Genomic DNA, 21891 nt, shown 5'->3' with positions numbered 1-21891 from the left:
TCGTGACGGCCACGGTCTCTCCGTGGCAGGAGGGTCGCCTGCGTCGGCAACCGGCTCAGGCTACAGGAACCGTCGCTGACCAGCCAAATCCGTCACACCGTCGGCTCGAGTTCGCGGTCGAGATCCACCGCGCGGGGACGCCGCCACGGCCGCGCCGCACCCGGTCGCCAGGACTCCGGCAGCCAGCGCGGCGGGTCGTCCGGCGCATCGTCGAAGACGCCGCCGGACGGATCGTCGACCCGTCCTCCCCAGCGCACCAGGTCGAGTTCGGGCCGGCGGATCTGGCGGATCACCAGCACGCAGAGGCCGGCGACCGCGACGTCGCGCAGCAGCACCGTGGTGGTGAACCACTGCTCGGGCAGACCCATCTTCGCCTCGCCGTAGAGGAACAGCATGCGTGGAATCCACACCAGCGCATCGATCGTCATCCACGCCAACAGGATTCGGCGATGGGGCAGCGCCAACGCGGCGAGCGGCACCAGCCACAGCGAGTACTGCGGGCTCCACACCTTGTTCGTCAGCAGGAAGGCCGCCACCACGAGGAACGCCAGCTGTGCGAGCCGCGGCCGTTGGCGGGCCGTCAGGGCCAGGTAGGCGATGCCGACGCAGCACACCGCGAAGAGCACCGCGGTGACGCCGTTGAGCACCGTCGGCGGCTCCCAGAAGCCGAGGTCGTGGTCGAACCCACGCCACCCGGTGAAGGACTTCACCACGTTGTAGAGGGAGTCCATGTCGTCGCCGCGACGGGTATTCAGCCGGAAGAACTCCGACCAGCCGCGCGGGAACAGCAGCAGGATCGGCAGATTCACCACCAGCCACGTCAGCACCGCCGCCACGACGGTGCGCTCCGCCTCGCGGAGCCGACCGGTGCGCACGGCGAGCACGAGTATCGGCAGCAGGAGCAGCAGCGGGTAGAGCTTGAGCGCCACGCCGATGCCGATCAGCGCACCGGCCAGCACGGGTCGGCGCCGTGACCACGCCAGCAGCGCGCCCATCGCGGCCGCCGTCGCGAGGGCGTCGAAGTTGGTGAAGATCTGGAAGATCAGCAGCGGGGACGCCGCCACGATCGCCGCATCCCATATCCGGCGTCCGGCGAGCAGCGACGTCGCCCACACCGTCGCCAGCCACGCCAGCGCGAGCCCGAAGGCCGAGATGTTGAAGAACATCACCACCTCGGCCACGATCGGCACGGCGACGAGCTTGGTGAGCGCGGTGTACGTCTTCGCCAGCGTCATCGACACGTACTGGTAGAGCCCCGTCAGGACCGGATACTCCATGTACCGGATCGCCGGGGATCCGTCGTACTGCGTCTGCGGCCGGCCCTCGCCGTCCTTCTCGATCCAGCTCGACTTGTACGGGAACTTGCCCTGGTTCAGCAGTTCCGCGGTGTACAGCGGCACGGTGTCGGAGTAGCAGAATTCGTAGTAGGCACGCTGGTTCTCCCACACCGCGACCCGCTGGTCGGCGGTCCCGGTGTCGGTCGACTGCAGGCACGCCGCCTTGGTCGAGTAGCCGAACGCCAGGAAGAGCAGGGCGATGGCGATCATCACCCGCAGCGGGGTGAGAAACCGTGCCCGTCCGATCACGGCGTGCCGGCCGACCGGACCGCCGACGAGACCCGACAGCGCGCGGACCGTCACGTCGGTGCGGCTGGGCAGATCGCGATCGTCGGCGCTGCGGGTGTCGACGCGTTCCCGGGGGGACGCCGTCGGGCGGTCGGGGTCGTCGCCCGTCACGGTGGCGGCGGAGGCGGCGCGGTGACGGTCGGCGTCGCCGCGGGATCACCCGGCACCGGCGGAGGCGCATTCGGGTCGACACCGACCGGGGCCGGCGGCGGCGCGGTGACCGTGGTCGGCGGACCGAACGGAATCGTGATGCCCGGCGCGATCTCCAGCGTCGGCTGGATGACCGTCTCCGAGGGCGGCGGCGGGGCGACGGTGGTCGACGGCGGGGGCGGCGGCGCTTGCGGCACACCGGCATATCCACCGATGGACGTCGGCTTGGGGAAGGTCTCCTTGTCGGTGCCGTCGAGGGCGCCGTCCATGGTGTCCTTCCAGATGTCCGACGGCAGCCCGGAGCCGTACACCGGCGATCCCGACGCGTTCACCAGCGGACGGGTGCCGTCGGTGGTGCCCACCCAGACCGCCGTCGACAACGACGGCGTGTAGCCGACCATCCACGCGTCGCGGTTGGCGCCGGTGTCCCCGAGCTGGTTGGTGCCCGTCTTGGCTGCCGAGACCCGGCCGCCGGCCAGGTTGTGGCCGTTGGAGTATCCGGCGATCGGCTGCATGGCCGCGGTGACGTTGTCGGCGACGGCCTTATCGATGCGCTGCTCGCCGTCGTCGTTCTGGTCGGCCGCGTCGAAGAGCACCTTGCCGTCGGAGTTCACCACCTTCTGCACGAAGTGCGGGCGGTGGTAGACGCCGGAGGCGGCCAGCGTGGCGTAGGCCGAGGCCATGTCGATGACGCGGGACTGGTATTGCCCCAGCACGACGCCGTTGTTGGGCGGACCGCCCTTGCCGTCCTCGCTGAGCGTGTGGTCGACGCCGGGGAAGCTCTCCGCGACGCCCGCGGTGTGCGCCGCGTCGGCCACGTCCTGCGGGCCCTTCTTCAGCTTGAGCATCAGCCGGTAGTAGCTGGTGTTCAGGGACCGCTTGAGTGCCTCGGCGATGCTGCACGTACCGCAGCCGGCGCCCTCGACGTTGTTGATGGTGATGCCGTTGACGGTCACCGGGGAGCTGTCGATCTGGTAGCCCAGGCCGATGCCCTGTTGCAGTGCAGCCACCAGTGCGAAGACCTTGAACGACGACCCCGTCGGGAGGCCGGCCTGGGCGAAGTCGAAGCCCTGGGCGTCGTTGCCGCCGTAGTAGGCCTTGACCCCGCCGGTGCGCGGGTCGATGGAGACGACCGCCGACCGCATGTCGGGCTCCTGGCCCTCGAGCGTCTCGGTGACGGCGTCCTCGGCGGCCTTCTGCGCCTTCGGGTCGATCGTCGTGGTGATCTGCAGGCCCTCGGTGTTCAGCGTCTGCTCGTCGATGTCGAACAGGTCGAGCAGCTCCTTGGTGACCTGCCGCTCGATGAGGCCGTTGGGGCCGCTGGTCTGATCGTCCTGGCGGGCCTGCTCCGGGGGCACCGTCACCGGGAACGTCTGCGCGGCGCGGTCGCTCTCGGACAGCGCGCCCATCGTCACCATGCCGTCGAGCACCCAGTTCCACCGCTCGGTGGCACCCTCGAGGTCGACGGCCGGGTCGAGCGTCGAGGGCCGCTGGATGAGCGCCGCCAGCAGCGCACCCTCGGAGACCGTCAGCTGCTCGACCGGCTTGGCGAAGTAGGCCTCCGACGCGGCGGCCACGCCGTACGCGCCACGGCCGAAGTAGATGATGTTGAGGTAGGACTGCAGCACCGCGTCCTTGGTCCACTCGCGGGACATCTTCGTCGAGATGACGAGTTCCTTGGCCTTGCGGACCAGGCCGCCGACCCCGGACCGTGCGTCGCCGACGAGCGCGTTCTTCACGTACTGCTGCGTGATGGTGGAGCCACCCTGTAGATCCCCACCGAAGATGTTGTTCTTGAACGCCCGCGCGAAGCCGGTGAAGGAGAACCCCGGGTTGGAGTAGAAGTCGCGGTCCTCGGCGGCCATCGCCGCGTCGCGCACGTGCACCGGGATCTGGTCGATGTTGACGTCGACGCGGTTGCCCTCGGGCGGCACGATGCGTGCCAGCTCACTGCCGTCGCTGGCGAGGATCGTCGACACCTGTGCGGTGCGGATGTCACCGGGCTTGGGCACCTCGACGATGAGGTAGGCCATGGCGAACGTGACGATCGGCAGCAGGACCGCGGCGATCGCGGCGACGATCAGCCCGCGCCGCACCCACTTCCAGTTGATCTGCGGGCCGGCTTTCGGTGGGCGGCCGTCCGGGCCGCCCGGACCACCGGGGCCGCCGGTGCGCGGCGGCAGGCCGGGTGGCGGTGGCTTCTGGGGCGGTGCGCCGTCGAGCGCGCGCTTGACGACGTCGATGGGGTCGCGCAAGCGCGGGTCCGACGGTTCCCGCACCGGCGGCAGCACCATGGTGCGCCGATCGTCGGGGGTCGCGGGGCCGCGGGGCGGGGTGGCCGGGCGTCCCGCGTCGGGACGGTTGCCGCCCGGGGGCGGCTGCGGCGGGCGCTGCGCGTCGGACGGGCGTGGCGCCTCCGCCGGGCGTGGGGGCTCCGCCGGGCGTGGGGCGACGGGTGGCGGTGAGCCGACGGGCGGGCGCGGACCCGCGGGCGGCTCGGGGCGTTGGGCGGCGGGCCCGGCAGGGCCGGCCGCCGGTCCCCGGGGGACGTCGTGGGCGGGCCTGCTGTGCCGGTTCTCGCTATTCACTGGCGGTGCGCGCTCCAGAGCGCGCCGCTCGGGTGCCGGTTCCCCTGCCCTTGGGTGCCGTCTTCGGCGGGCGGGGCGTGCCCAGCACGTACGACTTCACCAGGTGGTTCCAGCTGCACGTCCGGCAGACCTCGACGACGTGGACGGCGAACTCGTCGAACTTCGCGGCCAGCATCACCAGTTCCTCGGCGGTGCGGGCGGACCCGGACACCGCGCCCAGGTGGTCACCGAACACCCAGGACACCAGGGTCAACTGCTCCTTGCGGCAGATCGGGCACGTCACCGAACTCTGCTTGCCGTGGAACTTCGCGGCGCGCAACAGGTACGGATTGGCGTCGCAGACCTCGGAGACGCCGGTGCGCCCCGAGTACACCTCTGCCAGCAGGGACCGCCGCTTGAGCGCGTAGTCCACCACCTGTCGCTGCAATCGCACGTGGACCAGAGTACGTCGGGGTCGACACCGCGGAAGCTCGTCGGGGTCACATTCCGGCGTGCACCGGCAGCTGGGCCGGCGATCGATCGCCGTCTGGTCTGCGACTATGTGCGCCGTCCGGGACTCCGAACTCCTACGATCATGACCGTGGCGACGCGGCAGAGCGCAGGAACGCGGGCGAAGGACACCGACCGCAACGACACGTGCCAGATCCTCGACAGTGCGCTGGCCGATGGTCAGCTCTCGATGGAGGAGCACCGGACCCGCGTCGCGCTGGCGACCGGGGCGGAGACGCTCGGCGACCTGCAGTCGCTGATCTCGGACCTGCAGACCGACAAGGCGCCGGTGCAGCTGCCCGAGCTGAAGAAGCCGTCCCGGCTGAAGGCGGCGGCGTCCGGCGCCGGTCCCGGCTGGGGGCTGCGCCTGGCGACGGCCGGCGTGCTGGTGGTCCTCGGCATCGCGATCGGCTGGGGCCTCTACGGCAACACCCCCTCGCCGCTGAGCTTCACCTCCGACCCCGGTGCCAAGAGTGACGGCATCCCCGGCAAGGTGCTCACTCCACCGCGTCAACTGCATTCGCTCGGGGGGTTGAACGGCTTGTTCGAACAGATGCGACAGCGGTTCGGCGACACGATGGGCTACAGCCTGACCGTCTACCCGGACTATGCGGCGCTCGACCGTGCGGACCCCGATGAGCCGCGACGCGTGCTCGACTACACCTATCGCGGAGGGTGGGGTGACTCCACCTCGTCGTCGACCAAGGACGACGAGGACGTGTTGGTGGATCTGGCGGCAATCGACGTGCGGAAGGTGGTCGAGGTACTGCGCGGCGCACCGGAGACCCTTGGCATTGCGCCGGCTGAGGTGACCAACACCTATCTGATCATCGACCCTGCCAAGACCCCGATCACTCCAGGCGAGCTGACGTTGTCGATCTACGTCTCCAGTGAACTGGCGGGCAGCGGATACATCCAGATCGGAGCCGATGGGTCCGAGAAGGGCATCAACTACCCATCGAGGTAGTGGTCCGGCGCCAGAGCGGGCGGCGACGCTTCGGCGGACACGCATGAGTCCAGGTCGCGGCACTGGACACGAGCGGCCGGTGAACGGCGACTGAACTCGACGTGGCCCCGCTATAGCGCTCAATATATCGGCCCGATACTATCGGCCGAGGTGTTGAGTCGTCGTAGCGGAAGCGCTACCCGAGACCGGGGGAGGTGATCGCGTGCTGGAGCTGGCCATCCTGGGACTCCTGCTCGAGTCCCCCATGCACGGCTACGAGCTGCGCAAACGTCTCACCGGCCTGCTTGGCGCCTTCCGCGCGTTCTCCTACGGATCGCTCTATCCCGCCCTGCGCCGCATGCAGGCCGACGGGCTGATCACCGAGGACGTCGCACCCGCATCCGTCAAGGTCCGGCGGGCACGCCGGGTGTACCAGCTGACCGAGGCCGGCAGGAGCCGCTTCTCCGAGCTGGTCGCCGACACCGGCCCGCAGAACTACACCGACGACGGATTCGGGGTGCACCTGGCGTTCTTCAACCGGACGCCGGCCGAAGCCCGCATGCGCATCCTCGAAGGCCGCCGGCGGCAGGTCGAGGAACGGCGGGAGGGTCTGCGTGAAGCCATCGCGCGGGCGAGTAGTTCCTTCGACCGCTACACCAAGCAGCTCCACCAGCTCGGGCTGGAATCGAGCGAACGCGAGGTGACGTGGCTCAACGAATTGATCGCAGCCGAACGCGGGGCGCAGGGGCCCCAGGATCAACCACAACAGCCGTAACGAACGCATGTCAGTAGGAAAGGGAAATCCCATGTCGAACGAGGTCCGCGTCGCGATCGTCGGCGTAGGCAACTGCGCGTCGTCGCTCGTCCAGGGTGTGCAGTACTACCAGGACGCCGATGAGAACGGCACCGTCCCCGGCCTGATGCACGTCAAGTTCGGGCCGTACCACGTCCGCGACGTCAAGTTCGTCGCCGCGTTCGACGTGGACGCCAAGAAGGTCGGCTTCGACCTGTCCGAGGCGATCTTCGCGTCGGAGAACAACACCATCAAGATCGCCGACGTGCCGCCGACCGACGTGATGGTCCAACGCGGTCCCACTCTGGATGGCATCGGCAAGTACTACGCCGAGACCATCGAGGTGTCCGACGCCGAGGCGGTCGACGTGGTGCAGGCGCTCAAGGACGCCGAGGTCGACGTCCTCGTCTCCTACCTGCCGGTGGGTTCCGACGAGGCCGACAAGTTCTACGCCCAGTGCGCCATCGACGCCGGCGTGGCCTTCGTCAACGCCCTGCCCGTCTTCATCGCCAGCGACCCGGAGTGGGCGAAGAAGTTCACCGACGCCGGCGTGCCGATCGTCGGCGACGACATCAAGAGCCAGGTGGGCGCCACCATCACCCACCGCGTGATGGCGAAGCTGTTCGAGGACCGCGGCGTGACGCTGGACCGCACCTACCAGCTCAACGTCGGCGGCAACATGGACTTCAAGAACATGCTCGAGCGCGAGCGCCTGGAGTCGAAGAAGGTCTCCAAGACCCAGGCCGTCACGTCCAACCTGACCGGCTCGCTGGCCGGCAAGGTCGAGGACAAGAACGTGCACATCGGTCCGTCCGACCACGTCGCCTGGCTCGACGACCGCAAGTGGGCCTACGTGCGCCTCGAGGGTCGCGCCTTCGGTGACGTGCCGCTCAACCTGGAGTACAAGCTCGAGGTCTGGGATTCGCCGAACTCCGCCGGCATCATCATCGACGCCGTGCGCGCCGCGAAGATCGCCAAGGACCGCGGCATCGGCGGACCGATCATCCCCGCGTCGGCCTACCTGATGAAGAGCCCGCCCAAGCAGCTCGCCGACGACGTCGCGCGCGCCGAACTGGAGCGCTTCATCGAGGGCTGACCCCTTCGTGTGATTTCGGCGCGTTTCCCGGTGGTCGAGACCCGGGGAACGCGCCGAAATCGCGTTGTAGGGTCGGTTGGTGGTCAGCCCCGAGATCTCCGACGACGACCTGCTCGCGCTCGACGAGTTCGGACTGCTGAGCGAAAACGCCGACCAGATCGGCGTGCGCGGGCCGCTGCCGTCAGTGCGGCGCGTCGACTCCGGTCCGATCAGCGCGCTGGCATGGGGCGACGAGGCGCCGCAGGTGGTCTTTCTGCACGGCGGCGGGCAGAACGCCCACACCTGGGACACCGTGATCCTCGGTCTCGGTGTCCCCGCGCTGGCCGTCGACCTACCCGGCCACGGTCGCTCGGCGTGGCGCGAGGACGGCGACTACGGGCCCCGGCGCAACGCCGAGACGCTGCAGCCGATCCTGCGCGACTGGGCACCCGCACCCCGGCTCGTGGTCGGCATGTCCCTCGGCGGGCTGACCGCGCTGCGGCTGGCCGCCACCGAGCCGGCGCTGGTTCCCGAACTCGTCCTCGTCGACGTCACCCCGTCCGCCCCGGAACGCCACGAGCAGATGACCAAGGCCCAACTCGGCGCCGTCGCGCTGGTGAGCGGCAACCGCGAGTTCCCCAGCTTCGAGGCGATGCTCGACGTCACGGTGGCCGCATCCCCGCACCGGGACCGTAAGTCGTTGCGACGCGGCGTCTTCCACAACAGCAAGCGGCTCGACGACGGCACGTGGACGTGGCGGTACGACTCCTTCCGCAAGGAGGGCGCGCTCGAGGGCTTCAAGAATCTGTGGGACGACGTCCCCGCGATCACGATGCCGACGACGCTGGTGCGTGGCGCCAACTCGTTCTTCGTCAACGACGAGGACGCCGCCGCCTTCGCCGAAGGCGCCCCCGGCTTCCGAACCACGCACGTGGTGCCCGACGCCGGCCACTCGGTGCAGGGCGATCAGCCGGCAGCGCTGGTCGAGATCCTGCGCGGCGTGCTGCGCGGCTAGCTTCGGCCGCGCCCGATGCGGGTAGCCCTTCGAACATGACTGCACCTGCAGAACCCGTCGAACCGCTGACGCCCGACGAGACGCCGGAACGACTCACTCCGGAGGAGACTCCGGAGCGGCTCATCCCCGTCGATCCGCCGCCGCCCGCCACCGAACCCGAACCCGAACCCGCTTAAACTCCCGTTCACCCGTTCGTTCACAGCTGCTCTACAGCCGTCGATAGGTTTTCGCACGGCGCGGCCACAGCCCCGGCCGCCGCCGACCCGCGAAAGGACCTCACTCGATGGCGCTCGTCCCGCTGAACCTGTTCGTCAACCACGACGGTCGCTCGAAGCGCCAGCGGGTGACATGCCGCTACAAGTGCGCCGACGCCTGCTTCCACCCGGTGCCGAACACCAGCGACAACGCGTACTTCGGCGACATCGTCGCCGAGCTGAGCCGCCGCCGGGCGCTCAAGGCCGCCGGTGTCGCGGTGCTCGCCGTCGGTGCGGGCTCCGCGCTCGCCGCCTGCTCCACGGACGGTTCGGACTCGGCGGCGACGTCGTCGAGCAGCACCCCGGCTGCGCCTCCGATGCCGCCCGGGATGAACTTCGCCGCCGTCGCGCCCAACAGCGAGGACGCCGTACTGATCCCCGAGGGTTACCGGCAGTCGGTGGTGATCAGCTGGGGCGACCCGGTGCTGCCGGGCGCACCCGCGTTCGACGTCACCAAGCAGACGGCGGCGGCGCAGCGCCAGCAGTTCGGCTTCAACAACGACTTCGCCGGGCTGCTGCCCATCGAGGGCACGCCGAACCGGTTCCTGCTGGTGACCAACCACGAGTACACCACCGAGCAGTTCATGCACCCGGGATACGACGCCGCCAACCCGACCCGCGAGCAGTTCGAGATCGGCATCGCCGCGCACGGGCTGTCGGTGGTCGAGGTGGAGCGCACCCCGAACGGCCTGCGTCCGGTGATGGGCCGCTACAACCGCCGCATCACCGCCGACACCCCCTTCACCCTGATCGGCCCGGCGGCGGGCAGCGACGCCGTCACGACGGCCGCCGATCCGGCCGGGCGCACGGTGCTCGGCACGGTCAACAACTGCTCGGGCGGCGTCACCCCGTGGGGCACCATCCTGTCCGGCGAGGAGAACTTCAACTCCTACTTCGGCGCTCCCGAGGGCGCACCGGCGCCCACGCCGGTGGTGGCCGATCGGTTGAAGCGCTACGGCGTGAAAGTGCAACCGACGGAACGCAAGTGGGAGAACTTCGATCCGCGCTTCGACCTGCTGAAGACGCCCAACGAGGTCAACCGGTTCGGTTACGTCATCGAACTCAACCCGTGGGATCCGGCGTCGACGCCGGTGAAGCACACCGCGCTCGGCCGGTTCAAGCACGAGTCGGCGAACGTCTACGTCGCCGACGACGGCACCGTCGTCGCCTACACCGGCGACGACGAGCGCTTCGACTACATGTACAAGTTCGTCTCGAGCCGGAAGGTGCAGGACCCGGGTCGTGCGGGAGAGAACAGAGCCGCGATGGCGAACAACATGTCGATCCTCGACGAGGGCACGCTGTACGTCGCGAAGCTCTCCAGCGACATCCCCGCCGGCGAGATCGACGGCTCCGGAGAGCTGCCCAGCACGGGCTCGTTCGCCGGCACCGGCACGTGGATTCCGCTGCTGCGCTCCGGGCCCGACGGTCAGGCCGAGTCGCTGGTGCCGGGCATCAGCGCGCAGGACGTCGCGGTGTACACCCGCTTCGCGGCGGACAAGGCCGGCGCCACGAAGATGGACCGGCCCGAGGACTTCGAGGCCAACCCCAAGACCGGCAAGGTCTACGTCGCTCTGACCAACAACGACGAGCGCGGCGTGCCCGGCGAGGCCGGCCCGGACGCGGCGAATCCGCGCAAGGACAACAAGAACGGCCAAGTCCTCGAGATCACCGACGACCACCGCGGCACGACGTTCACGTGGGACCTGCTGCTGGTCTGCGGCGACCCGGAGGCCGCCGACACCTACTACGGCGGGTTCGACAAGACGAAGGTCAGCCCCATCTCCTGCCCGGACAACCTCGCCTTCGACGGCCACGGCAACCTGTGGATCTCCACCGACGGCAATGCGCTCGACTCCAACGACGGCCTGTTCGCCGTCGCGTTGGAGGGTCCGAACCGCGGGCTGACGAAGCAGTTCCTCACCGTGCCGATCGGCGCGGAGACCTGCGGCCCGGTGATCACCGACGACCTGGTCACCGTGTGCGTGCAGCACCCCGGCGAGAACGACGACAACAGCATCGACGACCCGCTGTCGCGCTGGCCCGAGGGCGGCAACGGCACGGCGCGGCCGTCGGTGGTGGCGGTGTGGCGCGACGGCGGGAACATCGGCGTCTGAGCGCTTGCTAGGTCATCGCGCCGAGACTGCTGAGAGATCTGTCTTCGAGGTGAATTCTCGATCTCCCCGCAGTCTCGGCGCGCGGCGGGAGGCATAACGTGGGAGCCATGACCTCACCGACTCGTCCCGTCCGCATCGGCGTCCAGCTCCAGCCCCAGCACATGACCCAGTACGGCCAGGTCCGCGACGCGGTGCGCCGGTGCGAGGACATCGGCGTCGACGTCGCGTTCAACTGGGATCACTTCTTCCCGCTGTACGGCGATCCCGACGGCCCGCACTACGAGTGCTGGACGATGCTCGCGGCGTGGGCCGAGCAGACCTCGCGCATCGAGATCGGCGCGCTGGTGACGTGCAACTCCTACCGCAACCCCGAGTTGCTCGCCGACATGGCCCGCACCGTCGACAACATCTCCGACGGTCGGCTGATCCTCGGCATCGGGTCGGGCTGGAAGGAGAAGGACTACGACGAGTACGGCTACGAGTTCGGTACCGCCGGAAGCCGACTCGACGACCTCGCCGCCGCCATGCCGCGCATCGTGTCCCGGCTGGGCAAGCTGAGCCCGCAACCGGTGCGCGAGATCCCGATCCTCATCGGCGGCCAGGGCGAGAAGAAGACGCTGCGGATGGTCGCCGAGTACGCACACATCTGGCACGGCTTCACCGACGCGACGACCTACCCGGCCAAGGCCGAGGTGCTCGACCGGCACTGCGGCGACGTCGGCCGCGACCCGGGCGCCATCGAGCGGTCGTCGGGCGTGCCGGAGAAGAGCGTCGACGCGATGCTGGCCGGCGCCGAATCCCTCGTCGGGCTGGGCGTCACGCTGCTGACCATCGGCGTCAACGGACCGGACTACGACCTCACCGGCGTCGAGGCGCTGGTGAAGTGGCGCGACGAACGCGCCTGACGGACGCCGGCCAGAGCGGCTGAGCCGAATCACGGGGCGCTCGGCTCGTGACGCATCGCGCTGAGCGCAAGACTTCGCAGTGACGGCGTCGGCAGCTAGGTTGCCTGCATGACACGCGACGGGTTCTCGAAGTCGGCCGTCCTGCTGCTCGTCCTCGCCTTCGGCGTGCTCGGGCTCGGGTTCGGCGCCGCCCCGGTCGCGCGCGCCGATCAGTGCGCGCCGCCGGGCGTGCAGACCGCCAGCGCGCTGCCCACCAACCTCGCCGCGGCCGCGCAGGGTCCGGCGGCCGACAAGTACACGACCGACGGCGTCGAACCCCTCGACCGGGTCGACGTCGCCCGGCTGGGTCTGGGCACCCCGGGCGTATTGACCGTCGGCACGCTGTCGGACGCCCCGCCCAGCATCTGCATCGACTCGAAGAACCAGTTCACCGGCTTCGACAACGAGTTGCTGCGCGCCGTCGCCGCCAAGCTCGGGCTTCGGGTGAACTTCGTCGGCACCGACTTCTCCGGGCTGCTCGCGCAGGTCGCATCGCGGCGCTTCGACGTCGGCTCGTCGTCGATCACGACGACCGACGCCCGCCGGCAGACCGTCGGCTTCGCCAACGGCTACGACTTCGGCTACTTCTCCCTGGTCGTGCCCAGCGGCTCGGACATCAAGGGCTTCGGCGACCTCGCCGCCGGCCAACGCATCGGCGTCGTGCAGGGCACCGTGCAGGAGGCCTACGTCATCGACACGCTCGGCCTGGAGCCGGTGAAGTTCCCGGACTACAACACCGTCTACGCGAGCCTCAAGACGCGGCAGATCGATGCGTGGGTGGCGCCGTCGCAGCAGGCGCAGGGCACCGTGCAGGCGGGGGATCCGACGCAGATCATCGAGAACACCTTCAGCCTCGACAACTTCGTCGCCTACGCCGTGGCGAAGGACAACCAGCCGCTGATCGACGCCCTCAACGCCGGCCTCGACGCGGTGATCGCGGACGGCACCTGGGCGAAGCTCTACTCCGACTGGGTGCCGCGCGCGCTGCCGCCGGGCTGGAAACCGGGATCGAAGGCGGCGCCGTTGCCGCAGCTGCCGGACTTCGCGGCGATCGCCGCGCAGCAGACCGCCTCCGGCGGCGCGCCGGGGGCTCCCGCGGCGCCGAAGTCGACGCTCGCTCAGCTGAAGGACACGTTCCTCGACTGGAACCTTTACCGCCAGGCCATCCCCGATCTCTTCACGACCGGCCTGCCGAACACGCTGATCCTGACGTTCGCCGCCAGCGTCATCGGCCTCGTCCTGGGCATGGTGCTGGCCGTGGCGGGGATCTCGCGGTCGCGGTGGCTGCGCTGGCCCGCCCGCATCTACACCGACGTGTTCCGCGGACTGCCCGAGGTCGTCATCATCCTGCTGATCGGGCTCGGCATCGGGCCCGTCGTCGGCGACCTCACCGGCAACAACCCCTACCCACTCGGCATCGCCGCGCTCGGTCTGATGGCCGGCGCCTACGTCGGGGAAATCTTCCGCTCCGGCATCCAGAGCGTCGAGGCCGGGCAGCTCGAAGCCACCCGCGCCCTCGGGTTCTCCTACGGGGCCGCCATGCGGCTGGTCGTCATCCCGCAGGGCGTCCGGCGCGTGCTGCCGGCGTTGGTCAACCAGTTCATCTCGCTGCTCAAGGCGTCGTCACTGGTCTACTTCCTCGGCCTGATCGCCAGCCAGCGCGAACTGTTCCAGGTGGGGCGCGACCTCAACGCCCAGACCGGCAACCTGTCACCGCTGGTGGCCGCCGGCCTGTTCTATCTCGCCCTCACCATCCCGCTGACGCACCTGGTGAACTGGATCGACGACCGGCTGCGCCGCGGCCGGGCACACACCGAACCCGATGACCCGCTCGACCCGTCGAACCCGACCCGGACCCAGGAGATGGTGTGACTACCCCCGCGAAGGAACCCTCCCGGACCGCAGGCAAGGGACCCGCGTTCGAGCCGGTCTCGCTGACGGCCAGGGACCTGCACCTGTCCTTCGGCACCCACGCCGTGCTGCGCGGCGTCGACATCGACGTCCCCGCCGGCACGACGGCGGCCGTCATCGGGCCGTCCGGCTCCGGCAAGTCCACCCTGCTGCGCACGCTCAATCGGCTCCACGAACCCGACCGCGGCGACATCCTGCTCGACGGCACGTCCGTGCTCTCCGACGACCCGAATGCGCTGCGGCAGCGCATCGGAATGGTGTTCCAGCAGTTCAACCTGTTCCCGCACCGCACCGTGCTGGACAACGTGACGCTCGGACCGCGGAAGCTCAAGCGGCTGAGCGCCGACGCCGCCCGCGAACTGGGCCTCGCCCACCTCGAACGGGTCGGCCTGCGGCACAAGGCCGATGCCCGGCCCGGCACGCTCTCGGGCGGTCAGCAGCAACGCGTCGCGATCGCCCGCGCTCTGGCCATGACGCCGCAGGTGATGTTCTGCGACGAGGCCACCTCCGCGCTCGATCCCGAACTCGTCAAGGGCATCCTGGCGTTGATCGCCGACCTCGCCGCCGACGGGATGACGATGGTCGTCGTCACCCACGAGATGGGCTTCGCCAAGTCGACGGCGGATTCGCTGGTGTTCATGGACCACGGCGCGGTGGTGGAGGCCGGACCACCCGATCGGCTGTTCGAGTCCGCCGAAACCGACAGGCTCCGCCAGTTCCTCTCCCAGGTGCTCTAAATGGGCGTCTTGATCTGCTGGCAGCCGCTGACAGGTTAGACTAGCGAACCATGGTGGAAACGGAACCGCAGGTCACTGAGCTGGCCGGGGAGCTGCAACAAGTGCTCTCCAAGCTGTTCTCCGTGCTCCGTCGGACCAGCGACGCCCACAAGAACGACTCCGAGGGTGGCGCGGACCTGACGCTGGCGCAACTGTCCATCCTGCTGACGCTGCTGGACCTCGGACCGATCCGCATGACCGAACTCGCGGCGCACGAACGGGTCCGTACGCCCACCACCACCGTCGCGATCCGGCGGCTGGAGAAGCTGGGCCTGGTGAAGCGTTCGCGGGATCCCTCGGATTTGCGCGCGGTGCTCGTCGACGTCACCCCCCGCGGCCTGGTGCAGCACCGCGAAGCGCTCGCCACGCGGCGCGCCGCGCTGGCCGCCATGCTGAGCAAGCTGACCACCGAGGAGCGCGAGACGCTGTCGCACGCGCTGAAGCCGCTGGCCCGCCTGGCCGACCAGGCCGAGGCCTGACCCGGACCGGCTACTACTCGGGCGGGCCGGTCAGCCCAGCCAGTCCAGCACGGCCGCCGCGGTCCAGGACTGCTGCATGCTGCCGAGAGGCTCGCCGGTGAACGGCTCGTAGTACTCGGCGAAGGTGCCGTCGCTGGCCTGCCGCAGCCCTTCCCGGCGCAGCATCGCCGATCGCTCGGCCCACCCGCGGCGAGCGAAGCACCAGGAGAAGAGCCACCCCACCACCGGCCACACCGGTCCGCGCCAGTACTCGCGCGATCGGAAGTCCCGCGACACCGGCGACGTCGACGGGATGACCGCGTACTTCAGATCCGGATGGCCGCAGAACCGGGGACCCTCGAGCAGCCGCAGCAGCGCGCGCTCGCGATCGTGCGGCAGACCGCCGCACAGCAGCGGGGCGAACTGGGCGACGGTCTCGGTGGAGATCCACCGTTCGGTGCGGGTGTCGAAGTCCCGTGCGGCGCCGGTCCTTTCGTCGGCCGCCTCGACGACGCCGGCGCGGAACCGCTCGGCCCAGCCGTACAGGTCGCGGACGTCGGCGCGCGGCCGCTTGTAATCCTCACCGATCTCGGCGAGCACCGTGCACGCGACCGACAGGATGGCCGACACGAACACGTCCTCCACCGCGAAGCTCATCACCTTCGGCAGCAGCTCGTCGTCGTAGCGCGCCGACTTCATCTCCTCGACCAGCCACAGGTAGCGGTCGTACTCGAGGTCCGACGGCCGCTGGCTCGCGTCGGTGTTGATCTTGTTGTCCTCGCGTTGGTACTCCGGCACGGTGCCGGGGACGACGTTGGCGTAGGCGCCGTCCCAGCGCGGTGAGTTGTCCATCCCGGACTCCCAGCCGTGGTACAGCGTGACGCGGCCGCGCTCGCGGGGATCGCGGGCCTCGGCCAGCCAGCGGTGCCACCGCACCAGATCACTCCAGCGCCGGTCGAGGAACGACTCGGCGACCGCGCGGGTCGATCGGCCGCGGGTGCGGGCGTTGTCGAGGATGCGCTGCACCGCGATCGCGTGCACCGGCGGCTGCGTGATGCCCGACGTGTGCCGGCCGGTCGGCGCATTCGGCGTCAGCGCCGAGCACGCCCACCGCGCAGGCCCGGGAAAATAGCCGTCGACGCCGTTGGCGAACACGATGTGCGGAATCATGCCGTTGCGCCACTGCGCGGACAGCAGCGTGTCGAGTTCGACGACGGCACGCTCGACGCTCAGCGGCGCGAGCCCGATCGACACGAACGCCGCGTCCCAGCTCCACATGTGGGGGTAGAGCAACGGCGCCGCCGTCGTCATCGTGCCCAGGTCGTTGCCGCGCAGCAGATAGGCGGCGCGGGCCGCGAGCTGCGTGGGGGCGAAGGTGGGATCCGGTGGCATCCGAACAATGATGCGACGCCACGGCGACGCCTGCAGCGCGTGGGGCCGGCCGTGCGGCCGTCGCGCCTGCGCCGATGGCGGCTCGGTAACGTGACAGCCGTGCCGACCGCCATGATCACCGGGGCCTCCGCCGGGCTCGGACGGGCCATCGCCGCCGCCCTCGCCCCGACCCACACGCTGTTCCTCGCCGGCAGGCCGTCCGACCGGCTCGACCGCGTGGCCGCCGAATTCGGCGCCACGACCTGGCCGATCGACCTGGCGAACACCGACGACGTGGCCGCGGTCGTGGAACCCATCGTCGAACTCGACGTGCTGGTGCACAACGCCGGCGTCGCCTACCCCGGCCGGGTCGCCGAGTCGTCGGTGGAGGAGTGGTCGGCCACCATGACCGTCAACCTGCTCGGACCCGTCGCCCTGACGCTGGCACTGCTGCCCGCACTGCGGGCGGCCGGCGGTCAGGTGGTCTTCATCAACTCGGGTTCGGGCATCAACGCCTCGCCGGGCCTCGCGTCGTACTCGGCGAGCAAGTTCGCGCTGCGCTCGTTCGCCGACTCCCTGCGCGCCGACGAACCCGGCCTGCGGGTGACGTCGATCCATCCCGGCCGCATCGACACCGACATGCAGCGCGACCTCATCGCCTACGAGGAGCGCGACTACGTCCCCGAGCAGTTCCTGCGGGCCGACACCGTGGCCGCCGCCGTCGCGCAGGCCGTCACCACGCCGCCGGACGCACACGTCCACGAAGTGATCATCCGACCGCGGTGATCGACGTCCACGAAGCCTCGATCGCCACGCTGCGGGCCGCCCTCGACTCCGGCGCGTGCACGGCCGTCGACCTGCTCGACGCCCACCTGGCGCGCATCGCCGCCTACGACGGCGACCTGCACTCCGTGGTGGTCGCCAACCCGGACGCCCGTGCCGAGGCGGCCGCGGCCGACGCGCGCCGCGCCGCCGGCCGCGTCCTCGGCCCCCTCGACGGCATCCCGTACACCGCGAAGGACAGCTACCTGGCGCGCGGCCTCACCGCCGCGGCGGGCAGCCCGGCGTTCGCCGACCTGGTGGCGCAGCACGACAGCTTCGTCGTCGAACGGCTCCGCGCGGCCGGGGCGGTGCTCATCGGCCTGACCAACATGCCGCCGATGGCCAACGGCGGCATGCAGCGCGGTCTGTACGGCCGCGCCGAGAGTCCCTACAGCGCAGCGTTTCTCACGGCGCCGTTCGCCTCCGGCTCCTCCAACGGATCGGGCACCGCGACCGCCGCGTCGTTCTGCGCGTTCGGCATCGGCGAGGAGACCTGGTCCTCGGGACGCGGGCCGGCATCGAACAACGCGCTGTGCGCCTACACCCCGTCGCGCGGCGTCATCTCCGTCCGGGGCGGGTGGCCGCTGGTGCCGACGATGGACGTCGTCGTCCCGCACACCCGGTCCATGCCCGACCTGCTCGAGGTCCTCGGCGTCCTCGTCGTCGACGATCCGGACACCCGCGGTGACTTCTGGCGCGCCCAGCCGTGGGTACCGTTGCCGCGCCTCGACTTCCCGACCGCCGGGGTCCCCGTACCCGACCTGGCGGGCGTGACGTTCGGCGTGCCACGCATGTACGTCGACGCCGATCCCGACGCCGGGGTGGGCGCGACGGGCATCGGCGGCCCGACCGGGCAACGGATCCGCACGCGCCCGTCGGTGCTGGCGCTGTTCGAGGCGGCCCGGCGCGACCTCGAGGCGGCCGGTGCGCGCGTCGTGCCGGTCGACTTCCCCGTGGTGACCAACTACGAGGGCGACCGCGCCGGCGCGCCGACGCTGCGCACCCGCGGCCTGGTGGACCCGGACTTCCTGCGCCGCGAGATCTGGGATCTCTCGGCGTGGGCGTGGGACGACTTCCTGCGCGCCAACGGCGATCCCGCATTGCAGCGCCTCACCGACGTCGACGGCGCGCGCATCTTTCCGCACCCCGACGGCGCGCTACCCGACCGCTACACCGGCTTCGACGACGACATCAACGAGTACCCGGCGTTCCTGCGCGAGCACCCGATCGAGTCGTTCCTCGACATCCCCGGGCTCGCCGACGGGCTGCACGGGCTGGAGGAGACCCGCCGCGTCGACCTCGAGGACTGGCTCACCGACCACGGTCTGGACGCGGTGCTCTTTCCCGCGGTCGCCGACGTCGGGCCCGCCGACATGGACGCCGACCCCGCCTCGGCGGACCTCGGCTGGCGCAACGGCGTCTGGATCGCCAACGGCAACCTCGCCATCCGCCACCTCGGCATCCCGACCGTCACCGTCCCGATGGGCACGATGGACGACATCGGCATGCCGGTCGGGCTGACGTTCGCCGGCCGCGCCTACGACGACGTGGCGCTGCTCGGCTACGGGCTCGCGTTCGAGGCGCTCGGCCGCCGCCGCACCCCGCCCCCGCGCACCCCTCCCCTCGTGTAATTTCGGCGCGCTCACCGCCGCTGAGGCATCGAAAGCGCGCCGAAATCGCTAGGAAACGGGGGTCAGACGACGATGTTCACCAGGCGGCCGGCGACGACGATGATCTTCTTCGGCGTCTTGCCGGCCAGGAAGGCGACCACCTTGTCATCGGCCAGGGCGGCCGCCTCGACCGCATCGGCGTCGGCGCTCGCCGCGACGGTGACGCGTCCGCGGACCTTGCCGTTCACCTGCACCGGGTACTCGACGGTGTCGTCGACGAGGTAGGCGGGGTCGGCCGTCGGGAACGGGCCGTGCGCCAGCGACGCGTCGTGGCCGAGGCGCTGCCACAACTCCTCGGCGAGGTGCGGGGCCAGCGGGGCGACCATCAGCACCAGCGGCTCGACGGCCGCGCGGGCGGTCACGCCCACCTTGGTGAGGTGGTTGGTGTACTCGATGAGCTTCGCCGCGGCGGTGTTGTTCCGCAGCGCCGCATAGTCTTCCGCGACGCCCGCGATCGTGCGATGCAACTGGCGCAGCGTGGCCTCGTCGACGTCACCGTCGGTGACCCGCACCGCGCCGGTCTCCTCGTCGACGACGGTCCGCCACACCCGCTGCAGGAAGCGGTACGCGCCCACGACGTCCTTGGTGGCCCACGGCCGCGACGCCTCCAACGGGCCCATCGACATCTCGTACACCCGCAGGGTGTCGGCGCCGTAGTCGTCGCAGATCTCGTCCGGTGACACCGAGTTCTTCAGGCTCTTGCCGATCTTGCCGAACTCTTGAAACACCTCGATCTCTTCTGCGTCCCCCGGGTAAAAGAACCTGCCGTCCCGCTCGACCACCTTGGCGGCCTCCACGTAGGAACCGCGCGCATCGGTGTAGGCGAACGCCTGGATGTAGCCCTGATTCACCAACCGGCGGTAGGGCTCCCGCGAGCTGACGTGTCCCAGGTCGTACAGCACCTTGTGCCAGAACCGCGAATACAGCAGGTGCAGCACCGCGTGCTCGACGCCGCCGACGTACAGGTCGACCCCACCCGGGTCGGCCGGGCCGTGCTCGGCCGGCCGCGGCCCCATCCAATACGCCTCGTTCTCCGGCGCGCAGAACGTCTCCGCATTGTGCGGATCGGCGTATCGCAGTTCGTACCACGAACTTCCGGCCCACTGCGGCATCACGTTGGTGTCGCGGGTGTAGCTGCGCAACCCGTCGCCGAGATCCAGGTCGACGTGCACCCACTCGGTGGCCTTGCCCAGCGGCGGCGACGGCTCACTGTCCGCGTCGTCGGGGTCGAACAGCACCGGCGAGTAGTCCGGGATGTCCGGAAGCTCCACCGGCAGCGCCGCATCCGGCAGCGCGTGGGCGCGGCCGTCGTCGTCGTAAACGATCGGGAACGGCTCGCCCCAGTAGCGCTGCCGGGCGAACAGCCAGTCGCGCAGCTTGTACTCGATCCGGGCTCGGCCCCGGCCGTCGGCCTCCAGCCGGGTGACGACGGCCTCCTTGGCCGACGCCACGCTCAACCCGTCCAGGTCGCCGGAGTTCACCAGCGGTCCGTCGCCGGTGTAGGCGGCCTCGGTGACGTCGCCGCCGCCGATCACCTCGACGACCGGCAGCCCGAAGGTCCGGGCGAAGTCCCAGTCGCGCTGGTCGTGACCGGGCACCGCCATGATGGCGCCCGTACCGTAGCCGGCCAGCACGTAGTCGGCGATGAAGATCGGAACCGGCTGACCGGTCACGGGATTCGTGGCGTGGGTGCCGAGGAAGACGCCGGTCTTGGTCTTGTTCTCCTGGCGTTCCAGGTCGGACTTCGCGGCGATCGCCGAGCGGTACGCCGCGACGGCCGCGCCGGGCGTCTCGGCGTCGTAGGTCCACCGCGGGTCGGTCCCGTCCGGCCACCGCGCGGCGGTCAGGGCGTCGACCAGGTGGTGCTCGGGTGCCAACACCAGGTAGGTGGCACCAAACAGAGTGTCCGGTCGCGTGGTGAACACCTCGATGTCGGCGTCACCGGCGGCGAAGAGCACCTCCGCACCGGTCGACCGCCCGATCCAGTTGCGCTGCATGGTCTTGACCTTGTCCGGCCAGTCCAGCACGTCGAGGTCCTCGAGCAGGCGGTCGCTGTAGGCGGTGATGCGCATCATCCACTGCCGCAGGCGCTTCCGGAAGACCGGGAAGTTGCCGCGGTCACTGCGTCCGTCGGCCGTGACCTCCTCGTTGGCCAGCACGGTGCCCAGTCCGGGACACCAATTCACCATGGAGTCGGCGCGGTACACCAGCCGGTGGGCGTCGACGACGTCGCGCCGCTCGCCCGCCGACAGTTCGGACCACGTCCGGCCGTCGTCCAACGGGCGTGTGCCACCGGCGTATTCGGCGATCAACTCGGCGATGGGGCGCGCCCTGTTGACCGCCGGGTCGAACCACGCGTTGAAGATCTGCAGGAAGATCCACTGCGTCCAGCGGTAGAAGTCGACGTCGGTGGTGGAGAAGCTGCGCCGGGCGTCGTGCCCCAGTCCCAGCCGGCCCAGCTGGCGGCGGAAGTTGACGATGTTCGCCTCGGTGCGGGTGCGCGGATGCGTACCGGTCTGCACGGCGTACTGCTCGGCGGGCAGGCCGAAGGCGTCGAAGCCCAGCGCGTGCAGGACGTTGCGACCGGTCATCCGGAAGTAGCGCGCGTAGACGTCGGTGGCGATGTAGCCCAGCGGGTGACCGACGTGCAGGCCCTCCCCCGACGGGTACGGGAACATGTCCTGGACGAACATCTTGTCCGCGGGCACCGCGGCACCGTCGGCGGGCGCCAGCGAGCCGACCGGGTTGGGCACGTGGAACGTGCCGCGCCGTGCCCACGTCTCCTGCCACGCGTGCTCGATCGCCCCGGCGAGTTTCGCGTCGTAGCGATGCTTCGGGGTGTCGGTCTCGACGTCGACGGGCAGGTCAGTCACGCCGAACAGGGTAG

At 70.1% G+C, this 21891-nt stretch carries 17 protein-coding genes; 12 read left to right on the top strand and 5 right to left on the bottom strand.

What is annotated here, in order from left to right; genetic code table 11:
- Positions 1 to 92: 92 nt before the first annotated feature.
- The 3 genes from FZ046_RS06665 to FZ046_RS06655 form a co-directional block, all read right to left on the bottom strand.
- Positions 93 to 1736, bottom strand: a complete 1644-nt coding sequence (locus FZ046_RS06665) for a glycosyltransferase family 87 protein (RefSeq protein WP_070355778.1) — start codon at positions 1734 to 1736, stop codon at positions 93 to 95.
- On the bottom strand, positions 1733 to 4069 hold the full coding sequence (locus FZ046_RS06660) for a transglycosylase domain-containing protein (RefSeq protein ID WP_070355779.1): 2337 nt from the start codon (positions 4067 to 4069) through the stop codon (positions 1733 to 1735). Before FZ046_RS06660 ends, FZ046_RS06665 begins: the two co-directional genes overlap by 4 nt.
- A gap of 286 nt (positions 4070 to 4355) precedes the next feature.
- Positions 4356 to 4796, bottom strand: a complete 441-nt coding sequence (locus tag FZ046_RS06655; protein ID WP_070355622.1) for a DUF5318 domain-containing protein — start codon at positions 4794 to 4796, stop codon at positions 4356 to 4358.
- A 147-nt stretch (positions 4797 to 4943) separates the two neighbouring features.
- Between FZ046_RS06655 and FZ046_RS06650 the strand changes: the two genes are divergently transcribed.
- The 10 genes from FZ046_RS06650 to FZ046_RS06610 all read left to right on the top strand — a co-directional run bounded on the left by FZ046_RS06650 (position 4944) and on the right by FZ046_RS06610 (position 15162).
- Complete coding sequence (locus tag FZ046_RS06650; protein WP_176749649.1) at positions 4944 to 5819, top strand: DUF1707 SHOCT-like domain-containing protein; 876 nt, start codon at positions 4944 to 4946, stop codon at positions 5817 to 5819.
- Between the two features lie 202 nt (positions 5820 to 6021).
- The gene (locus FZ046_RS06645) at positions 6022 to 6573 is read left to right on the top strand and encodes a PadR family transcriptional regulator (protein WP_070355624.1); all 552 of its coding nucleotides are present in this window, start codon (positions 6022 to 6024) and stop codon (positions 6571 to 6573) included.
- Between the two features lie 31 nt (positions 6574 to 6604).
- Positions 6605 to 7687: an inositol-3-phosphate synthase gene (locus tag FZ046_RS06640; protein ID WP_070355625.1), complete on the top strand. Its 1083-nt coding sequence runs from the start codon at positions 6605 to 6607 to the stop codon at positions 7685 to 7687.
- A gap of 79 nt (positions 7688 to 7766) precedes the next feature.
- Entirely contained in the window at positions 7767 to 8681 is a 915-nt protein-coding gene (locus tag FZ046_RS06635; protein WP_070355626.1) for an Rv0045c family esterase, read from the top strand.
- Between the two features lie 35 nt (positions 8682 to 8716).
- Positions 8717 to 8857: a hypothetical protein gene (locus tag FZ046_RS27290; RefSeq protein ID WP_170292402.1), complete on the top strand. Its 141-nt coding sequence runs from the start codon at positions 8717 to 8719 to the stop codon at positions 8855 to 8857.
- A gap of 107 nt (positions 8858 to 8964) precedes the next feature.
- Positions 8965 to 11052 carry a PhoX family protein gene (locus FZ046_RS06630; RefSeq protein ID WP_070355627.1) on the top strand — a complete coding sequence of 696 codons (2088 nt, stop codon included), beginning with the start codon at positions 8965 to 8967 and terminating at the stop codon, positions 11050 to 11052.
- A 107-nt stretch (positions 11053 to 11159) separates the two neighbouring features.
- Positions 11160 to 11957 carry an LLM class F420-dependent oxidoreductase gene (locus FZ046_RS06625; RefSeq protein ID WP_070355628.1) on the top strand — a complete coding sequence of 266 codons (798 nt, stop codon included), beginning with the start codon at positions 11160 to 11162 and terminating at the stop codon, positions 11955 to 11957.
- Positions 11958 to 12065: 108 nt separating this feature from the next.
- Positions 12066 to 13868, top strand: coding sequence for an ABC transporter substrate-binding protein/permease (locus FZ046_RS06620; RefSeq protein ID WP_083298525.1), 1803 nt, complete (start codon positions 12066 to 12068; stop codon positions 13866 to 13868).
- A complete protein-coding gene (locus FZ046_RS06615) occupies positions 13865 to 14644 on the top strand; it encodes an amino acid ABC transporter ATP-binding protein (RefSeq protein WP_149484218.1) in 780 nt (259 codons plus the stop codon). Before FZ046_RS06620 ends, FZ046_RS06615 begins: the two co-directional genes overlap by 4 nt.
- Positions 14645 to 14694: 50 nt before the next feature.
- Positions 14695 to 15162, top strand: coding sequence for a MarR family winged helix-turn-helix transcriptional regulator (locus FZ046_RS06610; protein WP_070355630.1), 468 nt, complete (start codon positions 14695 to 14697; stop codon positions 15160 to 15162).
- 30 nt (positions 15163 to 15192) lie between these two features.
- Here FZ046_RS06610 and ggh read toward each other — a convergent pair whose 3' ends face one another.
- Complete coding sequence (gene ggh, locus FZ046_RS06605; RefSeq protein WP_070355631.1) at positions 15193 to 16533, bottom strand: glucosylglycerate hydrolase; 1341 nt, start codon at positions 16531 to 16533, stop codon at positions 15193 to 15195.
- A 99-nt stretch (positions 16534 to 16632) separates the two neighbouring features.
- On the opposite strand from ggh, the gene FZ046_RS06600 reads away from it, so the two are divergent.
- Both FZ046_RS06600 and FZ046_RS06595 read left to right on the top strand, forming a co-directional pair.
- Positions 16633 to 17298 carry an SDR family oxidoreductase gene (locus FZ046_RS06600; protein WP_070355632.1) on the top strand — a complete coding sequence of 222 codons (666 nt, stop codon included), beginning with the start codon at positions 16633 to 16635 and terminating at the stop codon, positions 17296 to 17298.
- A complete protein-coding gene (locus tag FZ046_RS06595; RefSeq protein WP_070355633.1) occupies positions 17295 to 18965 on the top strand; it encodes an amidase in 1671 nt (556 codons plus the stop codon). The genes FZ046_RS06600 and FZ046_RS06595 overlap by 4 nt, the downstream gene beginning before the upstream one ends.
- A 62-nt stretch (positions 18966 to 19027) precedes the next feature.
- Here the strand turns inward: FZ046_RS06595 and leuS are convergent, their stop codons facing one another.
- The gene (leuS, locus tag FZ046_RS06590) at positions 19028 to 21886 is read right to left on the bottom strand and encodes a leucine--tRNA ligase (protein WP_176749651.1); all 2859 of its coding nucleotides are present in this window, start codon (positions 21884 to 21886) and stop codon (positions 19028 to 19030) included.
- Positions 21887 to 21891: the final 5 nt, after the last annotated feature.

The organism is Mycolicibacterium grossiae (assembly GCF_008329645.1).
GTDB classification, from domain to species: domain Bacteria; phylum Actinomycetota; class Actinomycetes; order Mycobacteriales; family Mycobacteriaceae; genus Mycobacterium; species Mycobacterium grossiae.
The sequence above is the reverse complement of the archived record's forward strand: the minus strand, read 5'-3'. Positions and strand labels throughout refer to the sequence as shown.